This is a genomic window from Microterricola viridarii, from assembly GCF_900104895.1.
In the GTDB taxonomy this organism is placed as follows: Bacteria; Actinomycetota; Actinomycetes; order Actinomycetales; family Microbacteriaceae; genus Microterricola; species Microterricola viridarii.
Genome location: NZ_LT629742.1, coordinates 976,902 through 994,296, shown reverse-complemented (window position 1 = coordinate 994,296; position 17,395 = coordinate 976,902). Strand labels below are relative to the sequence as shown.

The following is a 17,395-nucleotide window of genomic DNA, read 5'->3' as shown; positions in this document are numbered from 1 at the left end:
GCGTGCTGCTACGAGGCGGAGCCCCAGCTGCGCGACTGCCCGGCGGGCGCGAAGGACTGCGGCACGTTCCAGGGGTTCGCGTCCTGCAGCGGCGCCGGCAGCAGCGCCTGCGGGGTGCTCTGGTAGGCGACGCCGCGCAGGAAGCGCGAGATGGCCGCGGTGCCCACCGAGGTGCTCGAGTCGTTCGTGGTGGCCGGCCACGGGCCGCCGTGCTGCATCGCGGGGGTGACGGCGACGCCGGTCGGCCAGCCGTCGAACAGCACGCGGCCGGCGTGGCCGCTCAGCACGCGCACCAGCTCGCGCAGCTCGGCCGAGTCCTCCCCCGCCCCGATGTGCACCGTGGCGGTGAGGTTGCCCTCGAACAGCTCGGCGACGAGGCCGGCGAGGTCCGCGTCCGCCGGGTACTCGACGAGGATCGACAGCGGGCCGAAGGCCTCCTCGAGCAGCCGCTCGCGCTGCGCGCGCAGCGTCTCCGCCGAGACGGAGACGATCGTGACGGTGGCCCAGCCCTGCCCGTCCTGGTCCTCGTTCAGCTCGCCCTCTGCCAGCACGCTGACGCCCGGCGTCTGGAAGATCTCGGCGCGGCGTGCGCCGAAGCCGGCCGCGATGCGCGGGTTCAGCAGGCGGTGCGGGGCGACGGATTCCGCGGCATCCGAGATGGCGGCCGCCAGGCCGTGCCCGGCCGGCACGAAGACGAAGCCGGGCTTGGTGCAGAGCTGCCCGGCCGAGCCGGCGACGCTCGCGACGTAGCCGGCGGCGATGGCCGCGCCCCGCTCGGCGATGGCGGCCGGCGTGACGAACACGGGGTTCACGCTGCCGAGCTCGCCGAAGAACGGGATGGGGGCCGGGCGGGCGGCGGCGATGTCGGCGAGCAGGCGGCCGGCCGGGATCGAGCCGGTGAACGACCCGGCGCGCACGCGCGGGTCCTGCAGGATCGCGACGCCCTCCTGCTGGCCGAGGATGAACTGGAAGGTGCCGTCCGGCATCCCGGCGCCGTCGAGGGCTGCCGCGACGAGTTCGGCCGTGCGCGCGCCGAGGCGCGGGTGGCCGGAGTGGCCCTTGAGGATCACCGGGCAGCCGGCAGCCAGCGCCGCGGCGGTGTCGCCGCCGGCCACGGAGAACGCGAAGGGGAAGTTGCTCGCGGCGAAGTTGACGACGGGTCCGAGCGCGGTGAGCACCCGGCGCACATCGGGGCGCGCGCCGAGCACGAAATCGCCGTCTGCCGCGTCGATGCGGGCGTCGAGGTAGCCGCCGTCCCTGACGACGTCGGCGAAGAGGCGCAACTGCACCGCGGTGCGGGTGAGCTCGCCGTTCAGGCGCGCCTCGGTGAGGCCCGTCTCCGCCATGCCGAGCGCGACGAGCTCGGCGGCGTGCGCGGCGAGGGTGTCGGCCACGGCCACGAGCGCGGCGGCCCGCTCGCCCGGCGCGGTGGCGGCATAGGGCGCGGCCGCCGCGTCCGCGCGGGCGGCGACGGAGTCCAGTTCGGCGCGACGCGCCTCAGAGAGTGTGCTGGTCATGGGATTCTCCTAGAACTGGAAGCCGGTGGGGAAGGGGTCGCTCGGGTCGAGCATGTACTGGCCGATGCCGGTCACCCAGGCGCGGCCGGTGATCGTCGGGATGACGGCCGGGCGGCCGTCGACCTCCGTCTCGGCGATGAGCCGGCCGACGAAGCGGCTGCCGATGAAGGACTCGTTCGTGAAGTCCTGGCCGAGCGGCAGCTCGCCGCGCGCCCAGAGCTCGGCCATCCTGGCCGAGGTGCCCGTTCCACACGGGGAGCGGTCGAACCAGCCGGGGTAGATCGACATGGCGTGCCGCGAGAGCGTCGCGTCAGAGCCGGGGGCGATGAACTCGACGTGGTGGCAGTGGTCGACGCCGTCGATGGACGGGTGCCGGGGCGGGTCCCCCGCGTTGATGGCCTCCATGATGGCGAGGCCGGCTGCGGTGACCTCCTGGTGCCTGCTCCGGTCGAAGGGGAGGCCGACGTCGGCGAGGTTGACCATGGCGTAGAAGTTGCCGCCGAAGGCGAGCGAGTACGGCACGGTGCCGAGGCCCGGCACCTCGATCGTGGCGTCGAGCCGGTCGACGTAGCTCGGCACGTTCTCGATCGTGACCGAGTCGGCGTGCCCGTCGCTGACGGCGACGCGGGCGATCACCAGGCCGGCCGGGGTGTCGAGGCGGATCGTCGTGACCGGCTCCTGCACCGCGACCATGCCGGTCTCCACGAGCACGGTGGCGACGCCGATCGTGCCGTGGCCGCACATCGGCAGGCAGCCGGAGACCTCGATGTAGACGACGCCCCAGTCGCAGTCCTCGCGCGTCGCGGGCTGCAGGATGGCCCCGCTCATGGCGGCGTGGCCGCGGGGCTCGTTCATCAGGAACTGCCGGATGTGGTCGAGGTGTTCCATGAAGTAGAGGCGCTTCTCGTTCATGGTCGCGCCGGGGATGACGCCGACGCCGCCGGTGACCACCCGGGTGGGCATGCCCTCCGTGTGCGAGTCGACGGCGCTGATCAGTCGAGTGGAACGCATGTGTCCTCCAGGGGGTGGTTCTGTTGCGGTGTGACGTCACGGGGCGGATGCCGGCCGGGCGCGTGCCCGGCCGGCATCCGTGCTGCTGGTGTTAGCGGCTGGCGATGTAGTCCAGTGCCTTCTGGGTGTCGGCACGCACCTGTGCCTCCTGCTCGGCGCTCAGCGGGCCGCGCGGCGGGCGGGTGACGCCGCCGTAGCTCTGCCCGGCGATGTCGATCGAGAGCTTGATGGCCTGGACGAACTCGATCTTGGTGTCCCAGCGGAACACCGTGATCAGGTGGCGGTACAGCTCGAGCGCCTCGGCGATGTTGCCGGCCTTGACCTGGTCGTAGATCTCGACGGCCTCCTTCGGGAAGGCGTTCGGGTAGCCGGCGAACCAGCCGTCCGCGCCGGCGACGAGCGACTCGAAGAGCAGGTCGTCCGCGCCGCAGATGACGTCGAGGTCGCAGAGTTCCTTGATCTCGAGCACGCGGCGGATGTCGGTGGAGAACTCCTTCACGGCGACGACGCCGGGGATGGTGGCGAGGCGCGCGATGAGCTGCGGCGACATGTCGACCTTCATCGAGAAGGGGTTGTTGTAGATCATGATCGGCAGGCCGACCTCCGCCACCTTCTGGTAGTGCAGGAAGATCTCGTCGTCGTTGGACTTGTACATGGTCGGCGGCAGCAGCAGCACGCCGTCCGCGCCGTCCTCCTTGGCGTACTGGGCCCACTTGACGGCCTGGTGCCAGCCGACGCCGTGCACGCCGGCGACCACGACGCCGCGGCCGGCGACGGCCTCGACGGCGACCTGGATGACCTTGCGGCGCTCCTCGTCGGTGAGGGCCTCGTACTCGCCGAGCGAGCCGTTCGGGCCGACGCCGCGGCATCCGTTCTCCATCAGGAAGTTGCAGTGCTCCGCGAACTTCTCCCAGTCGACGGCGAGGCCGGCGGGGGCAGAGGCGTCTTCCTTGAACGCGAGGGTCGTGGCGACGACGACGCCGCCCAGATCGATTGTTGTGTCGGTCATGGTTGTCCTTTCTACGGACGTTCTGTGGTGATGAGCGTGGGTGAAGAGGTCTGGTCCGCCGCCGCCGCGGCGAGCTCGCCGATGCGCACGGGGGCGACGATGGGGCGGCGGTCGGTGCTCGCCCCGTCGCGCATGCCGCCCGGCCGCTCGGCGGCGAGGATCTGCTCGACGGTGCGGCCGCACACCCGGCCCTGGCAGATGCCGAGCCCGGCCCGGCTGCTCAGCTTCTGCGAGCGCAGGCTGGCCGAGTCGGTGGCGCTGGCCGCGCTGCAGAGCCGGCCGTAGCTGACCTCCTCGCAGCGGCAGACGAGGGTGTCCTCGTGCAGCCAGGCGGTCCAGCCGGGGCGGATGCCGTGGGCGGCCTCGATCCGGGAGGCGAAGTCGGTGAAGGTGGCTCGCGCCGCGACCGCCGCCTTCATGGCCGGGTCGCCCTCGTGCCCTCCCGCCGCGCAGTGCCCGGCGATCTGGCCCTCGGCGAGGGCGGCGTCGACGCCGCCGATGCCGGTGATCTCGCCGGCGGCGTAGACGCTCGCGGTCGTCGTGGCCTGGCGGCCGTCGACGGTGACGAAGCGGTCGGCGTCGAGGGCGCAGCCGGCCGCGATCGGCAGCTCGAGGCGCGGGGTGAAGCCGTGGCTGACGCAGACGGCGTCGGCGCTCACGCGCCTGGCCGTCGACGGGATCGGGCGCCACTCGGCGTCGAGCTTGGCGACGGTGACCGCCTCGACCCGGTCGGTGCCGTGCGCCGCGATGACGGCCTGGCCCGTGCGATACGGGATCCGGTTGCCGAGGTGGTTGCGCAGGTAGCCCAGCGCCTCGCCGGCCTTCTTCGACGCGCCGAGCAGGCGCCAGGGCCGGGGCAGCCAGCCGCGCAGCAGCCGGCCGATGCCGTTGGCCTCGTAGACGCCGAGCACGCGGGCTCCGCTCTGCGTGAGCGACGCGGCCACGGGCAGCAGGAACGGCCCGGCTCCGGCGACGACGACGCGGCTCCCGACAGCCACCCGCTCGCCCTTGGCGAAGGCCTGGGCGGCGCCGGCGGTGAAGACGCCGGGCAGGTCCCAGCCGGGGAACGGCAGGGTGCGGTCGTGTGCGCCCGTGGCGAGCACGAGTGCGTCGGCGGTGAAGCTGCGGCCAGAGCGGCGGATGCCGTCGACCGGGCCGATCAGAGCGTGGACGGTGGGTGCCGCGGCTCCGTTGGCGGTCTCGAGCGCCCAGACCTGCGCACCCAGAACGATCTCGCAGCCGGCATCCGCCTCGAGCTCCCGGCGGAGCGCAGAGAACGTCGACCAGCCGTGGTGCAGCACCTTCTCATTGCCGGCCGGGCGGGCCGCCGGCAGGTGCCGCCAGTACTGGCCGCCGAGGTAGTCGGACGAGTCGAGCAGCGTGACGCTGGCGCCGGCCGCCCGCGCGGCGCGCGCTGCGGCCAGCCCGGCCGGGCCGGCGCCGATGACGAGAACGCTGCGGTGGCTCATGCGCGCACCTCCGGCAGGGTGTCGTGTTGGCTCTGGATCACATCGCCGTCTGCGGCGCGGCGCTGGCAGGCGCGCACGTCGCGCTCCCCATTCACAGTGACGATGCAGTCGAAGCAGACGCCGATGCCGCAGAACAGCCCGCGCGGCTTGCCCTCGCTCGAGGTGCGCCGCCAGCTCAGCCGGCCGGACGCGAGAATGACGCCCGCGATGCTCTGCCCGTCGACGCCGTCGACGGGCTCGCCGTCGACGGAGAGGGAGAGGGCGCGTGTCGCGCCCGGGCGGATCGGGTCGGTGCCGGCCGGCAGCAGTCGGGCGGCCATCAGGCGGCGCTTCCGAGGTGAGGGGCGAGCGATGCCCGCGCCAGCGAGAACGGCGCGGCATCCGTCGGCGGCGTCGTGCCGAGCAGCTGGGCGGCGAGGATCTCGGCGGTCGCGAGGGAGAGGCCGATCCCGGCGCCCTCGTGGCCGCTGGCGTGCCAGAGGCCCGGCGCGCGGTGGTCTGCGCCGATCACCGGCAGGTGGTCGGGCATGAACGGCCGGAAGCCACCGTAGGTGCGCATGATGCTCGCATTCTCGAGAAAGGGGAACAGCCGCAGCGACTTGGCCGCGATGCCGCGCAGCACCTCGACCCGCAGGCGCTCGTCGAAGCCGATCTGCTCGCGGCTGGAGCCGATCAGCACGGTTCCGGCCGCGGTGGACTCGACGACGCTCGACGTCTGCAGCGCGGCGTCGCTGGACTGCGTGGCCCCGAAGTAGTCGCCGTCGTAGACCTTGTGGAAGATGCGGTGCGGCATGCGCGTGGTCACGAGCACCATGCCGCGCCGCGGGCGCACGGGGAGGCTGACGCCGAGGGCCTCTGCGACCTCTCCGCTCCAGGGCCCGGCGGCCACGATGACGTGGGGGGCGTGGAACTCGCCGACGGTGGTGCGCACGCCGGTGACCGTGTCCGGGTGGAGCTGGCTGCGGATCGCCCCGGTCACGCGGGCGTCGATGTGCACGGTGGCACCGGAGCGCCGGGCGGATGCCAGCAGCGCCTCGGTGGCCGCGACGGGCTGCACCTGGGCGTCATCCGGGTAGAAGACGGCGGCCGTGGCGGCCGGGTTGAGTTCGGGCTCCAGCTCGAGGGCCTCGTCGATGCCGACGGGGAGGGCGTCGACGCCCGCGGCACGCTGGCCTGCGGCGAATGCGAGCAGCGGCGCGGCCCCGGCATCCGTCGTCGCGACGACGAGGCCGCCCTTGCGCTCGTACTCGAGGCTGGGGAAGTCGGGGCCGAGCTCCGCGCGCAGCTCGGCGACGACGCTCGGCCAGAGCGAGCCGGCGTACTGGGCCAGGCGCAGCTCGGCGCCCGGGCCCTTGTCGGAGACGAGGAGGTTGCCCTCGCCCTTGGCGCTGGTGCCGCTGGCGGCGGCGGAGCGCTCGAGCACGATCACCGAGAGGCCGGCGCGGGAGAGAGAGCGAGCACAGGCGGCGCCGATGATCCCGGCGCCGATGACGATGACGTCGGCGGAGCGCGCACCCGCGTGGTGGGCGGTGGCACGGAGGGTACCGAGCGGCATTGCGCCTCCTCTCTGAGGCTTGTCGTTCTCTGCGACCCGCTGCTGCGGCTCGTTTTAGTAATATGTCACATATTGTTGATTTTGCCAATGGGGAGCGTGGGAACGACCTGCTGCCCCTGGTGTCCCGCTCAGACGGCGGGCGGAATCGGGTCTAGGCGCCCTGCTCGGACTCGGGGTTTCCCGACCACCAGCCGGTCGTGTGCGCGATGTGCCGGCGCATGAGATCGCGTGCGGCCTGCGCATCGCCGGTGGCCAGGTAGCCGAGCAGCTCGGCGTGCTCGGCGGCCGAGTCGCCGAGCTTCTTGCTCTCCAGCATCGAGGCCAGGCCGAGCAAGCGGGTGCGCGAGCGCAACTCCGCGACGGTGTCGACGAGCAGGGTGTTGCCGAGCAGCCGGGTGAGGTCGAGGTGGAACTGCATGTCGGCCTCCAGATAGGCGCGCAGATCGCCCGCCTCGGCGCCGGCGGTGATCCGCTCAGCCAGCTCCTCGAAGGCGGCGAGCTGCTCGAGTGGGAAGCTGCCCGCGAGCCGCTCCATGGCCGGCGGCTCGAGCAGCAGGCGCACCTCGGCCAGCTCGCGCAGCGCGTCCTCGCTCATCTCGGTGACCCGGAAGCCCTTGTTGCGGGCCGACTCCACGAAGCCGCGCCCCTCCAGATCGAGCATCGCCTCGCGCACCGGGGTCGCCGAGACGTCGAACTGCGCGGCCAGCGTCGGCACGGTCAGCATGGTGCCCGGCGCGAGCTCGCCCGAGATGATCGCAGAGGACAGCGCCTTCTCGACGTGCGCGCGGAGGCTGATCGGCTGGCCGACGGGCTCCATTGCTGGGATGCTCATCTGTGCTCCTTCGTCTCTCGGCTGGGGTGAATCACGCGAGCGCGCGCATCCACTGTTCAAGGCCAGACGCATCGATGGGCAATGCGTCAGAAAGAATATCGGAGCCGGAATCCGTCACCAAAATATCGTCCTCGATGCGCACCCCGATACCCCTCAACTCAGGGGGAACCGTCTCGTCCCAGGCGTGGAAGTACAGCCCGGGCTCAACGGTGAGCACCATGCCGGGCGCCATCGGCGCCCCCTGGTAGGCCTCGTAGCTGGACTGGGCGCAGTCGTGCACGTCCAGGCCGAGGTGGTGGCCGATGCCGCAGACGATGTAGCGCCGGTGCTGCTGCCCCTCCGCGCTGAGTGCCTCGTCGACCGAGACGGGGAGCAGGCCCCAGTCGTGCAGGCCGCGCGCGATGACCTCGAGTGACGCGGTGTGGAAGTCGCTGAACTGGCGGCCGGGACCAACCGCCGCCAGGCCGGCGCGGTGCGAGGCCTCGACGAGGTCGTGCACGGCGCGCTGGGCGGTGGAGAAGGTGCCGGATGCCGGCAGCGTGCGGGTGACGTCCGCGGTGTAGAACGAGCGCGCCTCGACCCCCATGTCGAGCAGCAGCGCCGCGTCGGGCAGCACGGGGCCGTCGCAGCGAACCCAGTGCAGGATCGGCGCGTGCGCGCCACTGCCGACGATCGTCGAGTAGCCGGGGCCGTTGCCGACCGTGCGCGCGTAGCGGTCGAATGTTCCCTGCAGCCAGCGCTCCCCGCCGAACGCGATGGCGTTCGGGATCTCGCGGGCGACGGCGGCGAAGCCGTCGACACTGTCGTCAACGGCACGGCGCAGCTCGGCGAGCTCCCACGCGTCCTTGATCATCCGCAGCTCGGCGAGCGTGCGGCGCAGCGGCACCGACACGGGGAACTCGGCGAGCTCGCGCGGCGCGGCCACCGTGTTGCCGGCGAGCAGCACCTCGGAGGCGCCCCGCAGCGCGGCGGCGAGCTGGCTGAGCGGCTTGGTCTCGATGTCCAGCGCCGCACTCCACTCCGGCATGCCGGGCGCCGAGCCAACCCAGAGCTCGCCGTGGGCGGCGTCGGCGAAGAAGCCCGCCTCGCCGGGGTATGCCGGCGCCGGCACGTAGAGGGTCGCGTCGTGGCCGCCGGAGACGGGCGTCATCACGACGACGGCGTCCTCGGCCGAGCAGCCGGTCAGCCAGAAGAAGTCGCTGTCCGGGCGGAAGTCGTAGTAGGTGTCGTTGGCCCGCACCGGGGCGCGGCCGGCGAGCACGACGATGGTGCTGCCCGCGCTGACCGCGCTCAGCCGCTGCCGGTGCGCCGCCGCAGCGCCGGCCACTCCCGGCACCGTCACCGGGGTGCGGTCCGGGGTTGCCCACCCGGTTCCCATGTACTCGATGAACCCGGCCGACTCGGCGAGACGCGGCAGGCGGGGGTCTGGCTCACTCGGGCGCGGCATCGACGACGTCGGTTGTTCGTGCGGGTGCGCGTCGGTGTGCGTGTGCATGAAGTGGCCTTTCTGGCGGGGCATCGGCGAGAATTCCAGAGTGGATCGTAATGGGTGACATATTACCGCACGAGGCTCCCGATCCCCTGTATCCGCGCCGATTTCACAGACGAGCGGGTGCTGGCTTAGTCTCTGGTCATGAGCACCAATGCAGTTGCTGAAGCGATTATCCGACCCGTCCGCGACGTGGACACCGAGGCCCTCGGCCGCGTTCACGCCCAGTGCTGGCACGAGACCTACGATCACCTGATCAGCGAGGCCACCCTCGCCAAGCTCTCCCCCCGCCGCATGGCCGAGCTCTGGACCCACTGGGTCAGCCAGGGCCCGGACCACCACCTCTACGTCGCGCAGGTCGATGGCGAGATCGTCGGCTTCGTCGGCTCCGGCCCCGCCCGCGACGAAGACGCCCCCCGCGAGCGCGAGCTCTACTTCATCTACCTGCTCGAGGCCTACCAGGGAACCGGCCTCGGCCAGCGCCTGTTCGACGCCGCCTGCGAGGCCCGACCCGGCTACCTCTGGGTCGCCGAGGACAACCCGCGCGCGCACGGCTTCTACAAGCGCAACGGGTTCGTGCCGGATGGCGCCACCCAGCTGCAGCCGTTCCTCGGCGAGGAGATCAAGGAAGTCCGGCTCGTTCGATAGGCCGCACCTCGCGGCCGCCTCGCAGCGAACGCGTCGGCGAGGCGGCCGTATCCTTGCTAGATGCCTACGATCCCCGTCATCCTCGATGTCGACACCGGCGTCGACGACGCCCTCGCCATTCTGTTCGCCGTCAAGCACCCCGCGATCGAGGTGCTCGCCATCACGTGTGTGGCCGGCAACGCCTCGCTCGAGCAGGTCGTCGAGAACACCCTGAAGATCCTGGATGCCGCAGACGCCCCGGCCATCCCCGTCGCCGCCGGCGCCACCCGCCCGCTGATCGAGCCGGCCCGCTCGGCCTCGCACGTGCACGGAGCGGACGGCCTCGGCGGCATCGCACTGCCGGCCACCCAGCGCGTCGCCGAGCAGGTCAGCGCCGTCGAGCTGATGCGCCGCACCATCATGGACGCCGAGCGCCCCGTCACGCTCGTGGCGCTGGCCCCGCAGACCAACCTGGCCCTGCTGTTGCGAACCCACCCCGAGGTGGCCGAGAAGCTCGAGCGCATCGTGTTCATGGGAGGCTCGGCATCCGTCGGCAACGCCACCGCCGTCGCCGAGTTCAACGTCTGGCACGACCCGGAGGCCGCCGCCATCGTTCTCGACTCCGGTGTGCCGACGCTCATGTACGGCCTCGACGTGTTCAACCAGGTCGCTGTCGAGCAGGATGCCGCGGCAGCCCTGGCCGCCGGCGACGACCCTGTCGGCCGGATCGTCGGCGCGCTGCTCGGCAACCGGATTGCGCTGAGCGAGGACTCGACGGCCGAGTACACCGGCCTGATCGGCGACGCCGGCGCCGTCTGCGCGCTCGTCGAGCCGGAGTCGCTGCGCATCGAGCACCGCCCGGTGCGGATCGAGCTCGGCGGCTACGGCCGCGGCCAGACCCTCGTCGACATGCGCCTGTTCGGCGGCGAGGACATCGTGCATGGCCTGGCCGATGAGTGGGCGACCATCGACATCGCCCTCGACGTGGACGCCCCGCGCTACGCGGAGCTGTTCCTGGAGACGCTCGGGCTCAAGTAGCCGGCTCCCCCCGCCCGCCGCAGCCACGCCAGTTGCACCGGAACCGCGCCAGCTGAACTGGCGCGGTTCCACCGGAAGTGGCGTAGGACCCGATCGCGTGCACTCCGGGGCTTCGGGGGCTGCGCTGATCCGTCGTCGCGGCGCGGCCCCTCCGGCCGGCGTGAATCCCCCGCTGGTCGAGGGGCGCCGGCGACCGAAGCCACCACCCCGCCGACCCCGTTGGTCGAGGGGGCGCCGGCGACCGAAGCCGGCACCTCGCCGACCCCGCTGGTCGAGGGGCGCCGGCGACCGAAGCCGACACCGCGCCGACCCCGTTGGTCGAGTAGCGAGGAACGAGCGTATCGAGACCTCGCACTGCGGACGGTCCCAGGCGGGGAGCCGGGTCTCGATGCGGCCCTGGCGGGCCTACTCGACCAGCGCGGCTGCGCGCGCGCTCTCCATCGCGGCGAGCAGCCGCACGCGCAGCGCGTCGCCGCGCTCGGCGAAGCCGCGCTGGGCGCGGACGTACTCCGCCTTGCCCTCCGCGGTCTCGATGGCGACGGCAGGTGCACCCCACGCGCTCACGTCGTACGGCGAGGCCGCCATGTCGAGCCAGCGGATGTCGCGGGCCAGCTCGAAGGTGTCGAGCAGCAGCGCCCCCGGCACCAGCGGGCCGAGCTTCACGGCCCACTTGTAGAGGTCCATGCCGGCGTGCAGGCAGCCAGACTGCTCCAGCTCCGGCTGGTTCTCGCGCGTCGGCGTCAGCGCGTTGCGCGGCACGGCCGCCGGCGTGAAGAAGCGGTACGCGTCGAAGTGCGTGCAGCTGATGTTGGCGGCCTCGACGACGGCGTCGGTGGCGGCCTGGCCGAGCCGGAGCGGCACCTCGTGCCGGTGCTCGCCCTGCTTGTAGACCATCGCCCACTCGTGCAGGCCGAAGCAGCCGAAGCGCGCGGTGCGCTCCGCCGTGCGGCCGAGCAGCCGCGCGATGAAGTCGACGGTGGCGCCGCGCGCGGCGAGGAAGGCGGCGGCATCCACCTCGAGGTCGCCGCCCGCTGCGCGGTACCAGCGCCACTCGGCGCGGTCCTCGGCGGCGGCGCCGCTCAGCACGGTGCCGGCCCCCGGGTGCCAGCGGCGCAGCGCCGACGGCTTGTTCGGGTAGTAGGTGAAGAGGAAGTCCTCGACCGGGTGCGTCTCGCGGCGCTGCACGCGCTCGCGCCGCCCAAGCGTCAGCGCGTCGGCGCGCTCGACGTGCGCCGCCTCGAGGGCGCGCCACTCCGCGGCGGCGAGCACGACGGGAGCCGTGGCAGGCGCGGGGGCGAGGGTGGCGGGAACGGGCACCGTATGAGGGTACGCGCTTCTGCTGGGCGGCGAGCGCGCGAACCGGCACGAGGCACTGGCGCGACGCCGCCGACGCTCCTAGGCTCGATTCCGCGTCACACCCTCGCTCGACACGGAGGAGGCCGGCATGGCCGCGTTGATCTACACCAGCTTGTGCTCTCTCGACGGATTCACCGCTGATGCACACGGCAGCTTCGAGTTCGCGATGCCGGATGAGGAGGTGCACCGCTTCGCGAACGAGCTCGAGCGCTCCGTCGGCACCCACCTCTACGGGCGGCGCATGTACGAGGTGATGACCTGGTGGGAGGCGACGAACGACTTCTCCGATATGCCGGGTTTTGTGCAGGAGTACGCCGCTGTCTGGCAGGCGGCCGACAAGATCGTCTACTCCCGCACGCTCACCGAGCCGGCCGGGCCGCGCACCCGGATCGAGCGCCGCTTCGACGTGCCGACGATCCGGGAGTTGAAGGCGGCATCCGCCCGCGACATCAGCGTGAGCGGGCCGACCCTCGCCTCCCACGCCCTGCGCGCCGGTCTCGTCGATGAGGTTCAGCTGCTGGTGTTCCCCTTCATCCTGGGCGGCGGTCTGCACATGTTCCCGGAGGCCGTGCAGAGCACGCTCGAACTCACCGACGAGCGCCGCTTCGACAGCGGCGTCGTCTACCTGGGCTACCGGGTGCGCCGCACCTAGACAGGAGACCGCCATGGCCACGTTGATCTACCAGAGCTTTTGCTCGCTGGACGGGTTCACCGCCGACGCGCACGGGAACCTCGACTACTCGGACCCGGATGTCGAGGTGAGCCGGTTCGTGAACGAGTCCCTGCGCCCGATCCGCAGCTACCTCTTCGGCCGGCGCATGTACGAGGCGATGAGGGTGTGGGACTCCGCGGAGACGCTCGCGGAGCTGCCCGACTACCAGCAGGAGTACGTCGCAATCTGGCAGGCCGCAGACAAGACCGTGTACTCGCGCACGCTGACGGAACCGGTCGGGCCACGCACCCGCGTCGAGCGCAGCTTCGAGGTGCCCGCCATCCGGGAGCTGAAGGAGACGTCCCCGCACGACATCCTCGTGGGCGGGGCGACGCTCGCCGGGTACGCCCTGCGGGCGGGCCTCGTCGACGAGATTCGGATGCTGGTCGCGCCGGCCCTGCTGGGCGGCGGGCTGCGCATGTTCCCGGATTCCGTGCACGGCAGTCTCGAGCTGATCGACGAGCGCCGGTTCGACGGCGGGGTCGTCTACGTCGCCTACGCCGTCACCCGCTGACGCTAGCGGAGCGCGCCGACCGAGGCGAGCGCCTGGCGCAGCAGCACCCCGCGGCCGCCCTCCATCTCGGCGCCGACGCCGGCCGATGACGCCTCCTCCGGCGTCATCCACGTGATCTCGAGCGCATCCTGCCGCGGTTCGCAGGTGCCCGTCACGGGCACGACGAAGACGAGCGAGACGGCGTGCTGCCGGTCGTCGTGGAAGGCGGAGAGACCGGGCATCGGGAAGTACTCGGCCACGGTGAACGGCACCGGGCTGAGCGGCAGCTGCGGGAACGCCATCGGCCCGAGGTCCTTCTCGAGGTGCCGGAACAGCGCGTCGCGCACCGTCTCGCCGTACATCACCCGGCCGGAGACGAGGGTGCGGGTCATCTCGCCGACCGCGGTCGCCCGCAGCAGCACGCCGAGCTCGGTCACCTGGCCGAGCCCGTCCACCCGCACCGGCACGGCCTCGACGTAGAGCAGCGGCAGCCGGCCGCGGATCTCGGCGAGCTCGATGTCGCTCAGCCAGCCCGGGGTCACACTCTCCACGGGGCCGGGCGGATCGGAATCCGGGGTCCACTCCGGGTCGGGGTCGGGGGTGCGCACGCTCATGGGTCCATTGTTGCTCACCGATCGCGAGAACGGTGCAGGCGCCGGGTGCGAAGATGGGAGCAGCACCACCACGCAGCCAGAGCCTTGTCGCGAGAGGACCCGATGCACCCCAGCCGCCCCGAACTGCGCAGCGAGCGCCTGCTGCTCCGACCGATCGAGGCCGGCGACGCCGACGCGATGCAGAGCTACCGCGGCCGCGAGGACGTCACGCGCTACCTGCTGCACGAGCCGCTCAGCCCGGCCGCCACTCGGGCCAGGATCGCCCAGTCACTCGAGCGCTGGGGCGAGTACCCGGCCGAGTGGTTCAGCCTGAGCTTCGCCGTCGAGCTGCTCGAAGCGGCGGAGGGCGACGAGGCCGGCGGCGAGGCCATCGGCGATCTGCGCGTCTGGAACCTGCTGCCCGACGGCAGCGCCCCGGCATCCGAGGAGCCGTCGATCTTCTGGCTCGGCTACGCCCTCCACCCGGACATGCAGCGCAGGGGCTACGCCCGCGAGGCGGCCGCACTGCTGATCGGCTGGCTGTTCGAGGAGCATGCCGCCAGCGAGGTGCGGGCCATCGCCTGGGCGCCGAACACGGCGTCGATCGGGCTGCTCCAGAAGCTGGGGTTCCGCGTCTTCCTCGAGCTCGACGCCGAGCAGGAGCCGCACCCGAAGAAGCTCCCGGCCGTGCACCTGCGCATCGACGCGGCCGAGTGGGCGAGCCGGGCCGCCCGTGCCGCCCCGACCCCTCCCGCCGCTCCCACAGAATCAGAGGAATCATGACCGCACTCCCCCTCGACCCCGACGCCGTGCTCTGGTCGGCCAGCGAGCACGACCGCGCCGGGCGCCCGCTGCTCGTGCTGCTGCACGGCTACGGATCGAACGAGGCCGACCTGTTCGACCTGGCCCCGTACCTGCCACTCTCCCCCGTCATCGCCTCGCTGCGCGCGCCGATCCCGATGGGGCCGGGGCACGCCTGGTTCGAGCTGGGCGCGCAGCCCGGCGTCCCCGATCCGCAGGGCGTGACGGATGCCGCCCGCAGCGTGCTCGACTGGCTGGGCGCGCTCACGGTGCAGCCGTCGAGCGTCGGCCTGCTCGGCTTCTCACAGGGCGGCGCCATGGCGCTGCAACTGATGCGGCTGGAGCCGGCCCGCTTCGACTACGCCGTGGTGCTGGCCGGGTTCCTGGCCGGAGGCGCACAGGCCGGCGACACCGAGCTCGGCGCCCGCAAGCCGCCGGTGTTCTGGGGGCGCGGCACGGCGGACGCGGTGATCTCGGCGGTGGCCGTCGACCGCACGCAGGCCTGGCTCCCCGGACACACGAGCCTCACCGAGCGCATCTACGAGGGCCTCGGCCACTCGGTGTCGCAGGCCGAGCTCGCCGACACCGTCGCGTTCCTGAACGAGCAGTACGCGTAGGCCCGGCGCTCGGCTCCTCGTCGACTGAGGCCGGAACGACCGAAGCCCCGTCGCCACGACTCTCGTCGGGCGGCGGGGCTTCGATCTGCGGCTCCTCGAGCCGGCTGAACAGCGGAACTCTGGTTACTTCTTGGCGCTCTTCTGCGCCTCCTTGGCCAGCGCTTCCTTGCCGGCCTGGGCGTTCTTGACGCGGATCTGCTCCTCGCGCACCTCGTGCTGGGTGGCGCGCTCGACGACGAGCCACTGCGGCTTGGTCTCGAGCAGGTGCTTGATCTCGGCGGTGGTCAGCGGCTCGGTCACCTCGGCGCGGATCAGTCCGGAGATCGACACGCCCAATCGGGCGGCGACGACGGGGCGCGGGTGCGGGCCGTTGGCGCGCAGCTCGACGAGCCAGGCGGGCGGGTCGGCCAGGATGGCGTCGAGCTGCTCGCGGCTGATCGGCTCGGCGGTGAAGGATTCGGGGGCCGCGCTGAGCAGGATGCCCAGTTTCTTGGCGGCCGTCTCGGCCTTCATGATCTGCGGCTTCTTGGTCTTGGGCTTGGGCTGCTGGCGCTTGTCTTCGCGGTAAACGGGTGCCTCGGCGTTGTCGGCAACGGGGTCGACTGGATTGCTCTCTACGGTACTCACCGACTCAGCGTATAGCCTGAACCTGAGGGCTCGGCATCCGTGCCCCACCGGCAGAAAGAACACCGTGACACTCAAGCTCGGCTTTGTTGAAGGGGTCACCCCCACCAAGTGGATCGGAATCTGGAAGGAACGATTCGCAGACGTCGGCATCGTCGCGTTCGGGATGGCCGAGAGCGAGCAGCTCGCCCCGTTGACCGCCGACCCCGAGACGGAGGCCACGGCCGACGTGCTGCTGGTGCGCCTGCCGCTGGACACCCCGGCCGGCCTCGAGCTCAGCGTCATCCCGCTCTATGAGGAGATCGCCGTCGTCGTCGTGCCCAAGGAGCACGCCATCGCCAAGCTCGACGAGCTCACCCTGGCCGAACTGGCCGAGCTGGCCGGGCCGAGCAGCACCGGCTACGCCCCCGGCGACCCCGACCTCGGCATCGCCATGGAGCTCATCGCGGCCGGCGTCGGCGTCGCGATCGTGCCGCACAGCATCGCCCGCCTGCACAGCCGCAAAGACCTCGTCGCCAAGCCGGTGACGGATGCCGCGTCGACCCGCATCGCGATCGCCTGGCCGACGGAGCGCACCACCGACGACGTCGAGGAGTTCGTCGGCATCGTGCGCGGCCGCACCGCGCAGAGCTCGCGCGGCATCGCCCCGGAGACGAACGCGAACGGCAAGGTGCTCAGCCGGGCGGACAAGGCCAAGGCGGCGGCGCGCGCGCTCCGCGAGGCGAGCGGCAAGCAGAAGAAGCCGGGCGAGGGCAAGAAGAAGGTCGCCGGAAACGGTCACCGGCCGAACCCGAACCCCGGCCGCCCGCACTCGAACAAGAAGAAGGGCAAGCGTCGATGAGCCGGAAACGGCCATTCCTCTTCCTCTCCGCCCGACCGGAGGACGACGCCGTCGGCCCCGAGTACCAGGCCATGCTCACCGCCACCGGGCTCGAGGCCGGCGAGCTGCAGCACCACCGGCTCGACCTCGAGCCGCTGCCGCCGCTTCCGCTGGAGGGGTACTCCGGCGTGATCGTCGGCGGCAGCCCGTTCAACGTCACGAGCGATCCGGCGAGCAAGTCGGAGACGCAGCGGCGGGTCGAGAACGAGCTGTCGCTGCTGGCCGACTGGGCGGTCGACGCCGGGCTGCCCGCACTGTTCACCTGTTACGGCATCGGCCTGCTCACCGAGCGTCAGGGCGGCGTCGTCGGCACCGAGTACGGCGAGGAGGCCGGCCCGGTCACCGTCACGCTGACCGCGGAAGGCCGGGACGACCCGCTGCTGGCCGGGCTCAACCCCAGCTTCACGGCGCTCACCGGCCACAAGGAGGCGACCAGCGTGCTGCCGGAGTCGGCCACGCTGCTCGCCACGAGCGACTCCTGCCCGGTGCAGATCTACCGCGTCGGCAGCTCCGTCTACGCCACCCAGTTCCACCCGGAGGTGCTGCCGCAGGACTTCATCGCCCGCGCCCACGTGTACCGGGAGCACGGCTACTTCCCCGCGCACGAGCTCGAGGACGTCGTCGCGCGACTGGCGGCATCCGTCGTCACCGAGCCGGCGCTGATCATGAGCCGCTTCGTGCAGCGCTTCGCCCGGCCGGCCGCGTAGGCGGAGGCAGCACGGCGTCACGCGGCGTCACCGGCGGTAGCGCGCCGCAACACCAGGTGCGGATG

At 72.1% G+C, this 17,395-nt stretch carries 19 protein-coding genes; 8 read left to right on the top strand and 11 right to left on the bottom strand.

Going from position 1 to position 17,395, the window contains the following annotated elements; all coding sequences use genetic code 11:
* Positions 1 to 8: 8 nt before the first annotated feature.
* The 8 genes from BLT62_RS04530 to BLT62_RS04500 form a co-directional block, all read right to left on the bottom strand.
* Entirely contained in the window at positions 9 to 1,517 is a 1,509-nt protein-coding gene (locus BLT62_RS04530) for an aldehyde dehydrogenase (NADP(+)) (RefSeq protein ID WP_083362995.1), read from the bottom strand.
* 9 nt (positions 1,518 to 1,526) lie between these two features.
* A complete protein-coding gene (locus BLT62_RS04525) occupies positions 1,527 to 2,528 on the bottom strand; it encodes a proline racemase family protein (protein WP_083362994.1) in 1,002 nt (333 codons plus the stop codon).
* 91 nt (positions 2,529 to 2,619) lie between these two features.
* Entirely contained in the window at positions 2,620 to 3,537 is a 918-nt protein-coding gene (locus tag BLT62_RS04520) for a dihydrodipicolinate synthase family protein (protein ID WP_083362993.1), read from the bottom strand.
* 11 nt (positions 3,538 to 3,548) lie between these two features.
* Entirely contained in the window at positions 3,549 to 5,006 is a 1,458-nt protein-coding gene (locus tag BLT62_RS04515; protein ID WP_197675167.1) for an NAD(P)/FAD-dependent oxidoreductase, read from the bottom strand.
* On the bottom strand, positions 5,003 to 5,326 hold the full coding sequence (locus tag BLT62_RS17960; protein WP_197675166.1) for a (2Fe-2S)-binding protein: 324 nt from the start codon (positions 5,324 to 5,326) through the stop codon (positions 5,003 to 5,005). The genes BLT62_RS04515 and BLT62_RS17960 overlap by 4 nt, the downstream gene beginning before the upstream one ends.
* Complete coding sequence (locus BLT62_RS04510; RefSeq protein ID WP_083362991.1) at positions 5,326 to 6,561, bottom strand: NAD(P)/FAD-dependent oxidoreductase; 1,236 nt, start codon at positions 6,559 to 6,561, stop codon at positions 5,326 to 5,328. Before BLT62_RS04510 ends, BLT62_RS17960 begins: the two co-directional genes overlap by 1 nt.
* Positions 6,562 to 6,712: 151 nt before the next feature.
* Positions 6,713 to 7,393 (bottom strand): GntR family transcriptional regulator, encoded by a 681-nt coding sequence (locus tag BLT62_RS04505; RefSeq protein ID WP_083362990.1) that lies wholly within the window; start codon positions 7,391 to 7,393, stop codon positions 6,713 to 6,715.
* A gap of 31 nt (positions 7,394 to 7,424) precedes the next feature.
* Positions 7,425 to 8,912 carry an aminopeptidase P family protein gene (locus BLT62_RS04500; protein ID WP_331710517.1) on the bottom strand — a complete coding sequence of 496 codons (1,488 nt, stop codon included), beginning with the start codon at positions 8,910 to 8,912 and terminating at the stop codon, positions 7,425 to 7,427.
* 114 nt (positions 8,913 to 9,026) lie between these two features.
* Between BLT62_RS04500 and BLT62_RS04495 the strand changes: the two genes are divergently transcribed.
* Together BLT62_RS04495 and BLT62_RS04490 are read left to right on the top strand one after the other, a co-directional pair.
* Entirely contained in the window at positions 9,027 to 9,530 is a 504-nt protein-coding gene (locus tag BLT62_RS04495; protein ID WP_083362989.1) for a GNAT family N-acetyltransferase, read from the top strand.
* A gap of 60 nt (positions 9,531 to 9,590) precedes the next feature.
* Positions 9,591 to 10,547 carry a nucleoside hydrolase gene (locus BLT62_RS04490; RefSeq protein ID WP_083362988.1) on the top strand — a complete coding sequence of 319 codons (957 nt, stop codon included), beginning with the start codon at positions 9,591 to 9,593 and terminating at the stop codon, positions 10,545 to 10,547.
* 405 nt (positions 10,548 to 10,952) lie between these two features.
* On the opposite strand, the gene BLT62_RS04485 is transcribed toward BLT62_RS04490, so the two are convergent.
* Complete coding sequence (locus BLT62_RS04485) at positions 10,953 to 11,864, bottom strand: 3-methyladenine DNA glycosylase (RefSeq protein ID WP_083362987.1); 912 nt, start codon at positions 11,862 to 11,864, stop codon at positions 10,953 to 10,955.
* Positions 11,865 to 11,991: 127 nt separating this feature from the next.
* Between BLT62_RS04485 and BLT62_RS04480 the strand changes: the two genes are divergently transcribed.
* A complete protein-coding gene (locus BLT62_RS04480) occupies positions 11,992 to 12,555 on the top strand; it encodes a dihydrofolate reductase family protein (RefSeq protein WP_083362986.1) in 564 nt (187 codons plus the stop codon).
* 13 nt (positions 12,556 to 12,568) lie between these two features.
* The gene (locus BLT62_RS04475; protein ID WP_083362985.1) at positions 12,569 to 13,129 is read left to right on the top strand and encodes a dihydrofolate reductase family protein; all 561 of its coding nucleotides are present in this window, start codon (positions 12,569 to 12,571) and stop codon (positions 13,127 to 13,129) included.
* Between the two features lie 2 nt (positions 13,130 to 13,131).
* Here the strand turns inward: BLT62_RS04475 and BLT62_RS04470 are convergent, their stop codons facing one another.
* Positions 13,132 to 13,722: an NUDIX hydrolase family protein gene (locus tag BLT62_RS04470; RefSeq protein WP_083362984.1), complete on the bottom strand. Its 591-nt coding sequence runs from the start codon at positions 13,720 to 13,722 to the stop codon at positions 13,132 to 13,134.
* A gap of 102 nt (positions 13,723 to 13,824) precedes the next feature.
* Here BLT62_RS04470 and BLT62_RS04465 point away from each other — a divergent pair, with 102 nt between their 5' ends.
* Both BLT62_RS04465 and BLT62_RS04460 read left to right on the top strand, forming a co-directional pair.
* Entirely contained in the window at positions 13,825 to 14,484 is a 660-nt protein-coding gene (locus tag BLT62_RS04465; RefSeq protein ID WP_083362983.1) for a GNAT family N-acetyltransferase, read from the top strand.
* Positions 14,481 to 15,119: an alpha/beta hydrolase gene (locus BLT62_RS04460; protein ID WP_083362982.1), complete on the top strand. Its 639-nt coding sequence runs from the start codon at positions 14,481 to 14,483 to the stop codon at positions 15,117 to 15,119. Before BLT62_RS04465 ends, BLT62_RS04460 begins: the two co-directional genes overlap by 4 nt.
* 123 nt (positions 15,120 to 15,242) lie before the next feature.
* Here the strand turns inward: BLT62_RS04460 and BLT62_RS04455 are convergent, their stop codons facing one another.
* Positions 15,243 to 15,632 (bottom strand): DUF5997 family protein, encoded by a 390-nt coding sequence (locus BLT62_RS04455; RefSeq protein WP_083365302.1) that lies wholly within the window; start codon positions 15,630 to 15,632, stop codon positions 15,243 to 15,245.
* Positions 15,633 to 15,810: 178 nt separating this feature from the next.
* On the opposite strand from BLT62_RS04455, the gene BLT62_RS04450 reads away from it, so the two are divergent.
* Both BLT62_RS04450 and BLT62_RS04445 read left to right on the top strand, forming a co-directional pair.
* Positions 15,811 to 16,584 carry a LysR substrate-binding domain-containing protein gene (locus BLT62_RS04450; protein WP_083362981.1) on the top strand — a complete coding sequence of 258 codons (774 nt, stop codon included), beginning with the start codon at positions 15,811 to 15,813 and terminating at the stop codon, positions 16,582 to 16,584.
* Positions 16,581 to 17,330 carry a glutamine amidotransferase gene (locus BLT62_RS04445; RefSeq protein ID WP_083362980.1) on the top strand — a complete coding sequence of 250 codons (750 nt, stop codon included), beginning with the start codon at positions 16,581 to 16,583 and terminating at the stop codon, positions 17,328 to 17,330. Before BLT62_RS04450 ends, BLT62_RS04445 begins: the two co-directional genes overlap by 4 nt.
* Positions 17,331 to 17,395 lie beyond the last annotated feature (65 nt).

Excerpts from the sequence above, each read along its gene's own strand:
- BLT62_RS04530 (WP_083362995.1), bottom strand. The coding sequence starts at position 1,517 with ATGACCAGCACACTCTCTGAGGCGCGTCGCGCCGAACTGGACTCCGTC.
- BLT62_RS04525 (WP_083362994.1), bottom strand. The coding sequence starts at position 2,528 with ATGCGTTCCACTCGACTGATCAGCGCCGTCGACTCGCACACGGAGGGC.
- BLT62_RS04520 (WP_083362993.1), bottom strand. The coding sequence starts at position 3,537 with ATGACCGACACAACAATCGATCTGGGCGGCGTCGTCGTCGCCACGACC.
- BLT62_RS04515 (WP_197675167.1), bottom strand. The coding sequence starts at position 5,006 with ATGAGCCACCGCAGCGTTCTCGTCATCGGCGCCGGCCCGGCCGGGCTG.
- BLT62_RS17960 (WP_197675166.1), bottom strand. The coding sequence starts at position 5,326 with ATGGCCGCCCGACTGCTGCCGGCCGGCACCGACCCGATCCGCCCGGGC.
- BLT62_RS04510 (WP_083362991.1), bottom strand. The coding sequence starts at position 6,561 with ATGCCGCTCGGTACCCTCCGTGCCACCGCCCACCACGCGGGTGCGCGC.
- BLT62_RS04505 (WP_083362990.1), bottom strand. The coding sequence starts at position 7,393 with ATGAGCATCCCAGCAATGGAGCCCGTCGGCCAGCCGATCAGCCTCCGC.
- BLT62_RS04500 (WP_331710517.1), bottom strand. The coding sequence starts at position 8,912 with ATGCCCCGCCAGAAAGGCCACTTCATGCACACGCACACCGACGCGCAC.
- BLT62_RS04495 (WP_083362989.1), top strand. The coding sequence starts at position 9,027 with ATGAGCACCAATGCAGTTGCTGAAGCGATTATCCGACCCGTCCGCGAC.
- BLT62_RS04490 (WP_083362988.1), top strand. The coding sequence starts at position 9,591 with ATGCCTACGATCCCCGTCATCCTCGATGTCGACACCGGCGTCGACGAC.
- BLT62_RS04480 (WP_083362986.1), top strand. The coding sequence starts at position 11,992 with ATGGCCGCGTTGATCTACACCAGCTTGTGCTCTCTCGACGGATTCACC.
- BLT62_RS04475 (WP_083362985.1), top strand. The coding sequence starts at position 12,569 with ATGGCCACGTTGATCTACCAGAGCTTTTGCTCGCTGGACGGGTTCACC.
- BLT62_RS04470 (WP_083362984.1), bottom strand. The coding sequence starts at position 13,722 with ATGAGCGTGCGCACCCCCGACCCCGACCCGGAGTGGACCCCGGATTCC.
- BLT62_RS04465 (WP_083362983.1), top strand. The coding sequence starts at position 13,825 with ATGCACCCCAGCCGCCCCGAACTGCGCAGCGAGCGCCTGCTGCTCCGA.
- BLT62_RS04460 (WP_083362982.1), top strand. The coding sequence starts at position 14,481 with ATGACCGCACTCCCCCTCGACCCCGACGCCGTGCTCTGGTCGGCCAGC.
- BLT62_RS04455 (WP_083365302.1), bottom strand. The coding sequence starts at position 15,632 with ATGAAGGCCGAGACGGCCGCCAAGAAACTGGGCATCCTGCTCAGCGCG.
- BLT62_RS04445 (WP_083362980.1), top strand. The coding sequence starts at position 16,581 with ATGAGCCGGAAACGGCCATTCCTCTTCCTCTCCGCCCGACCGGAGGAC.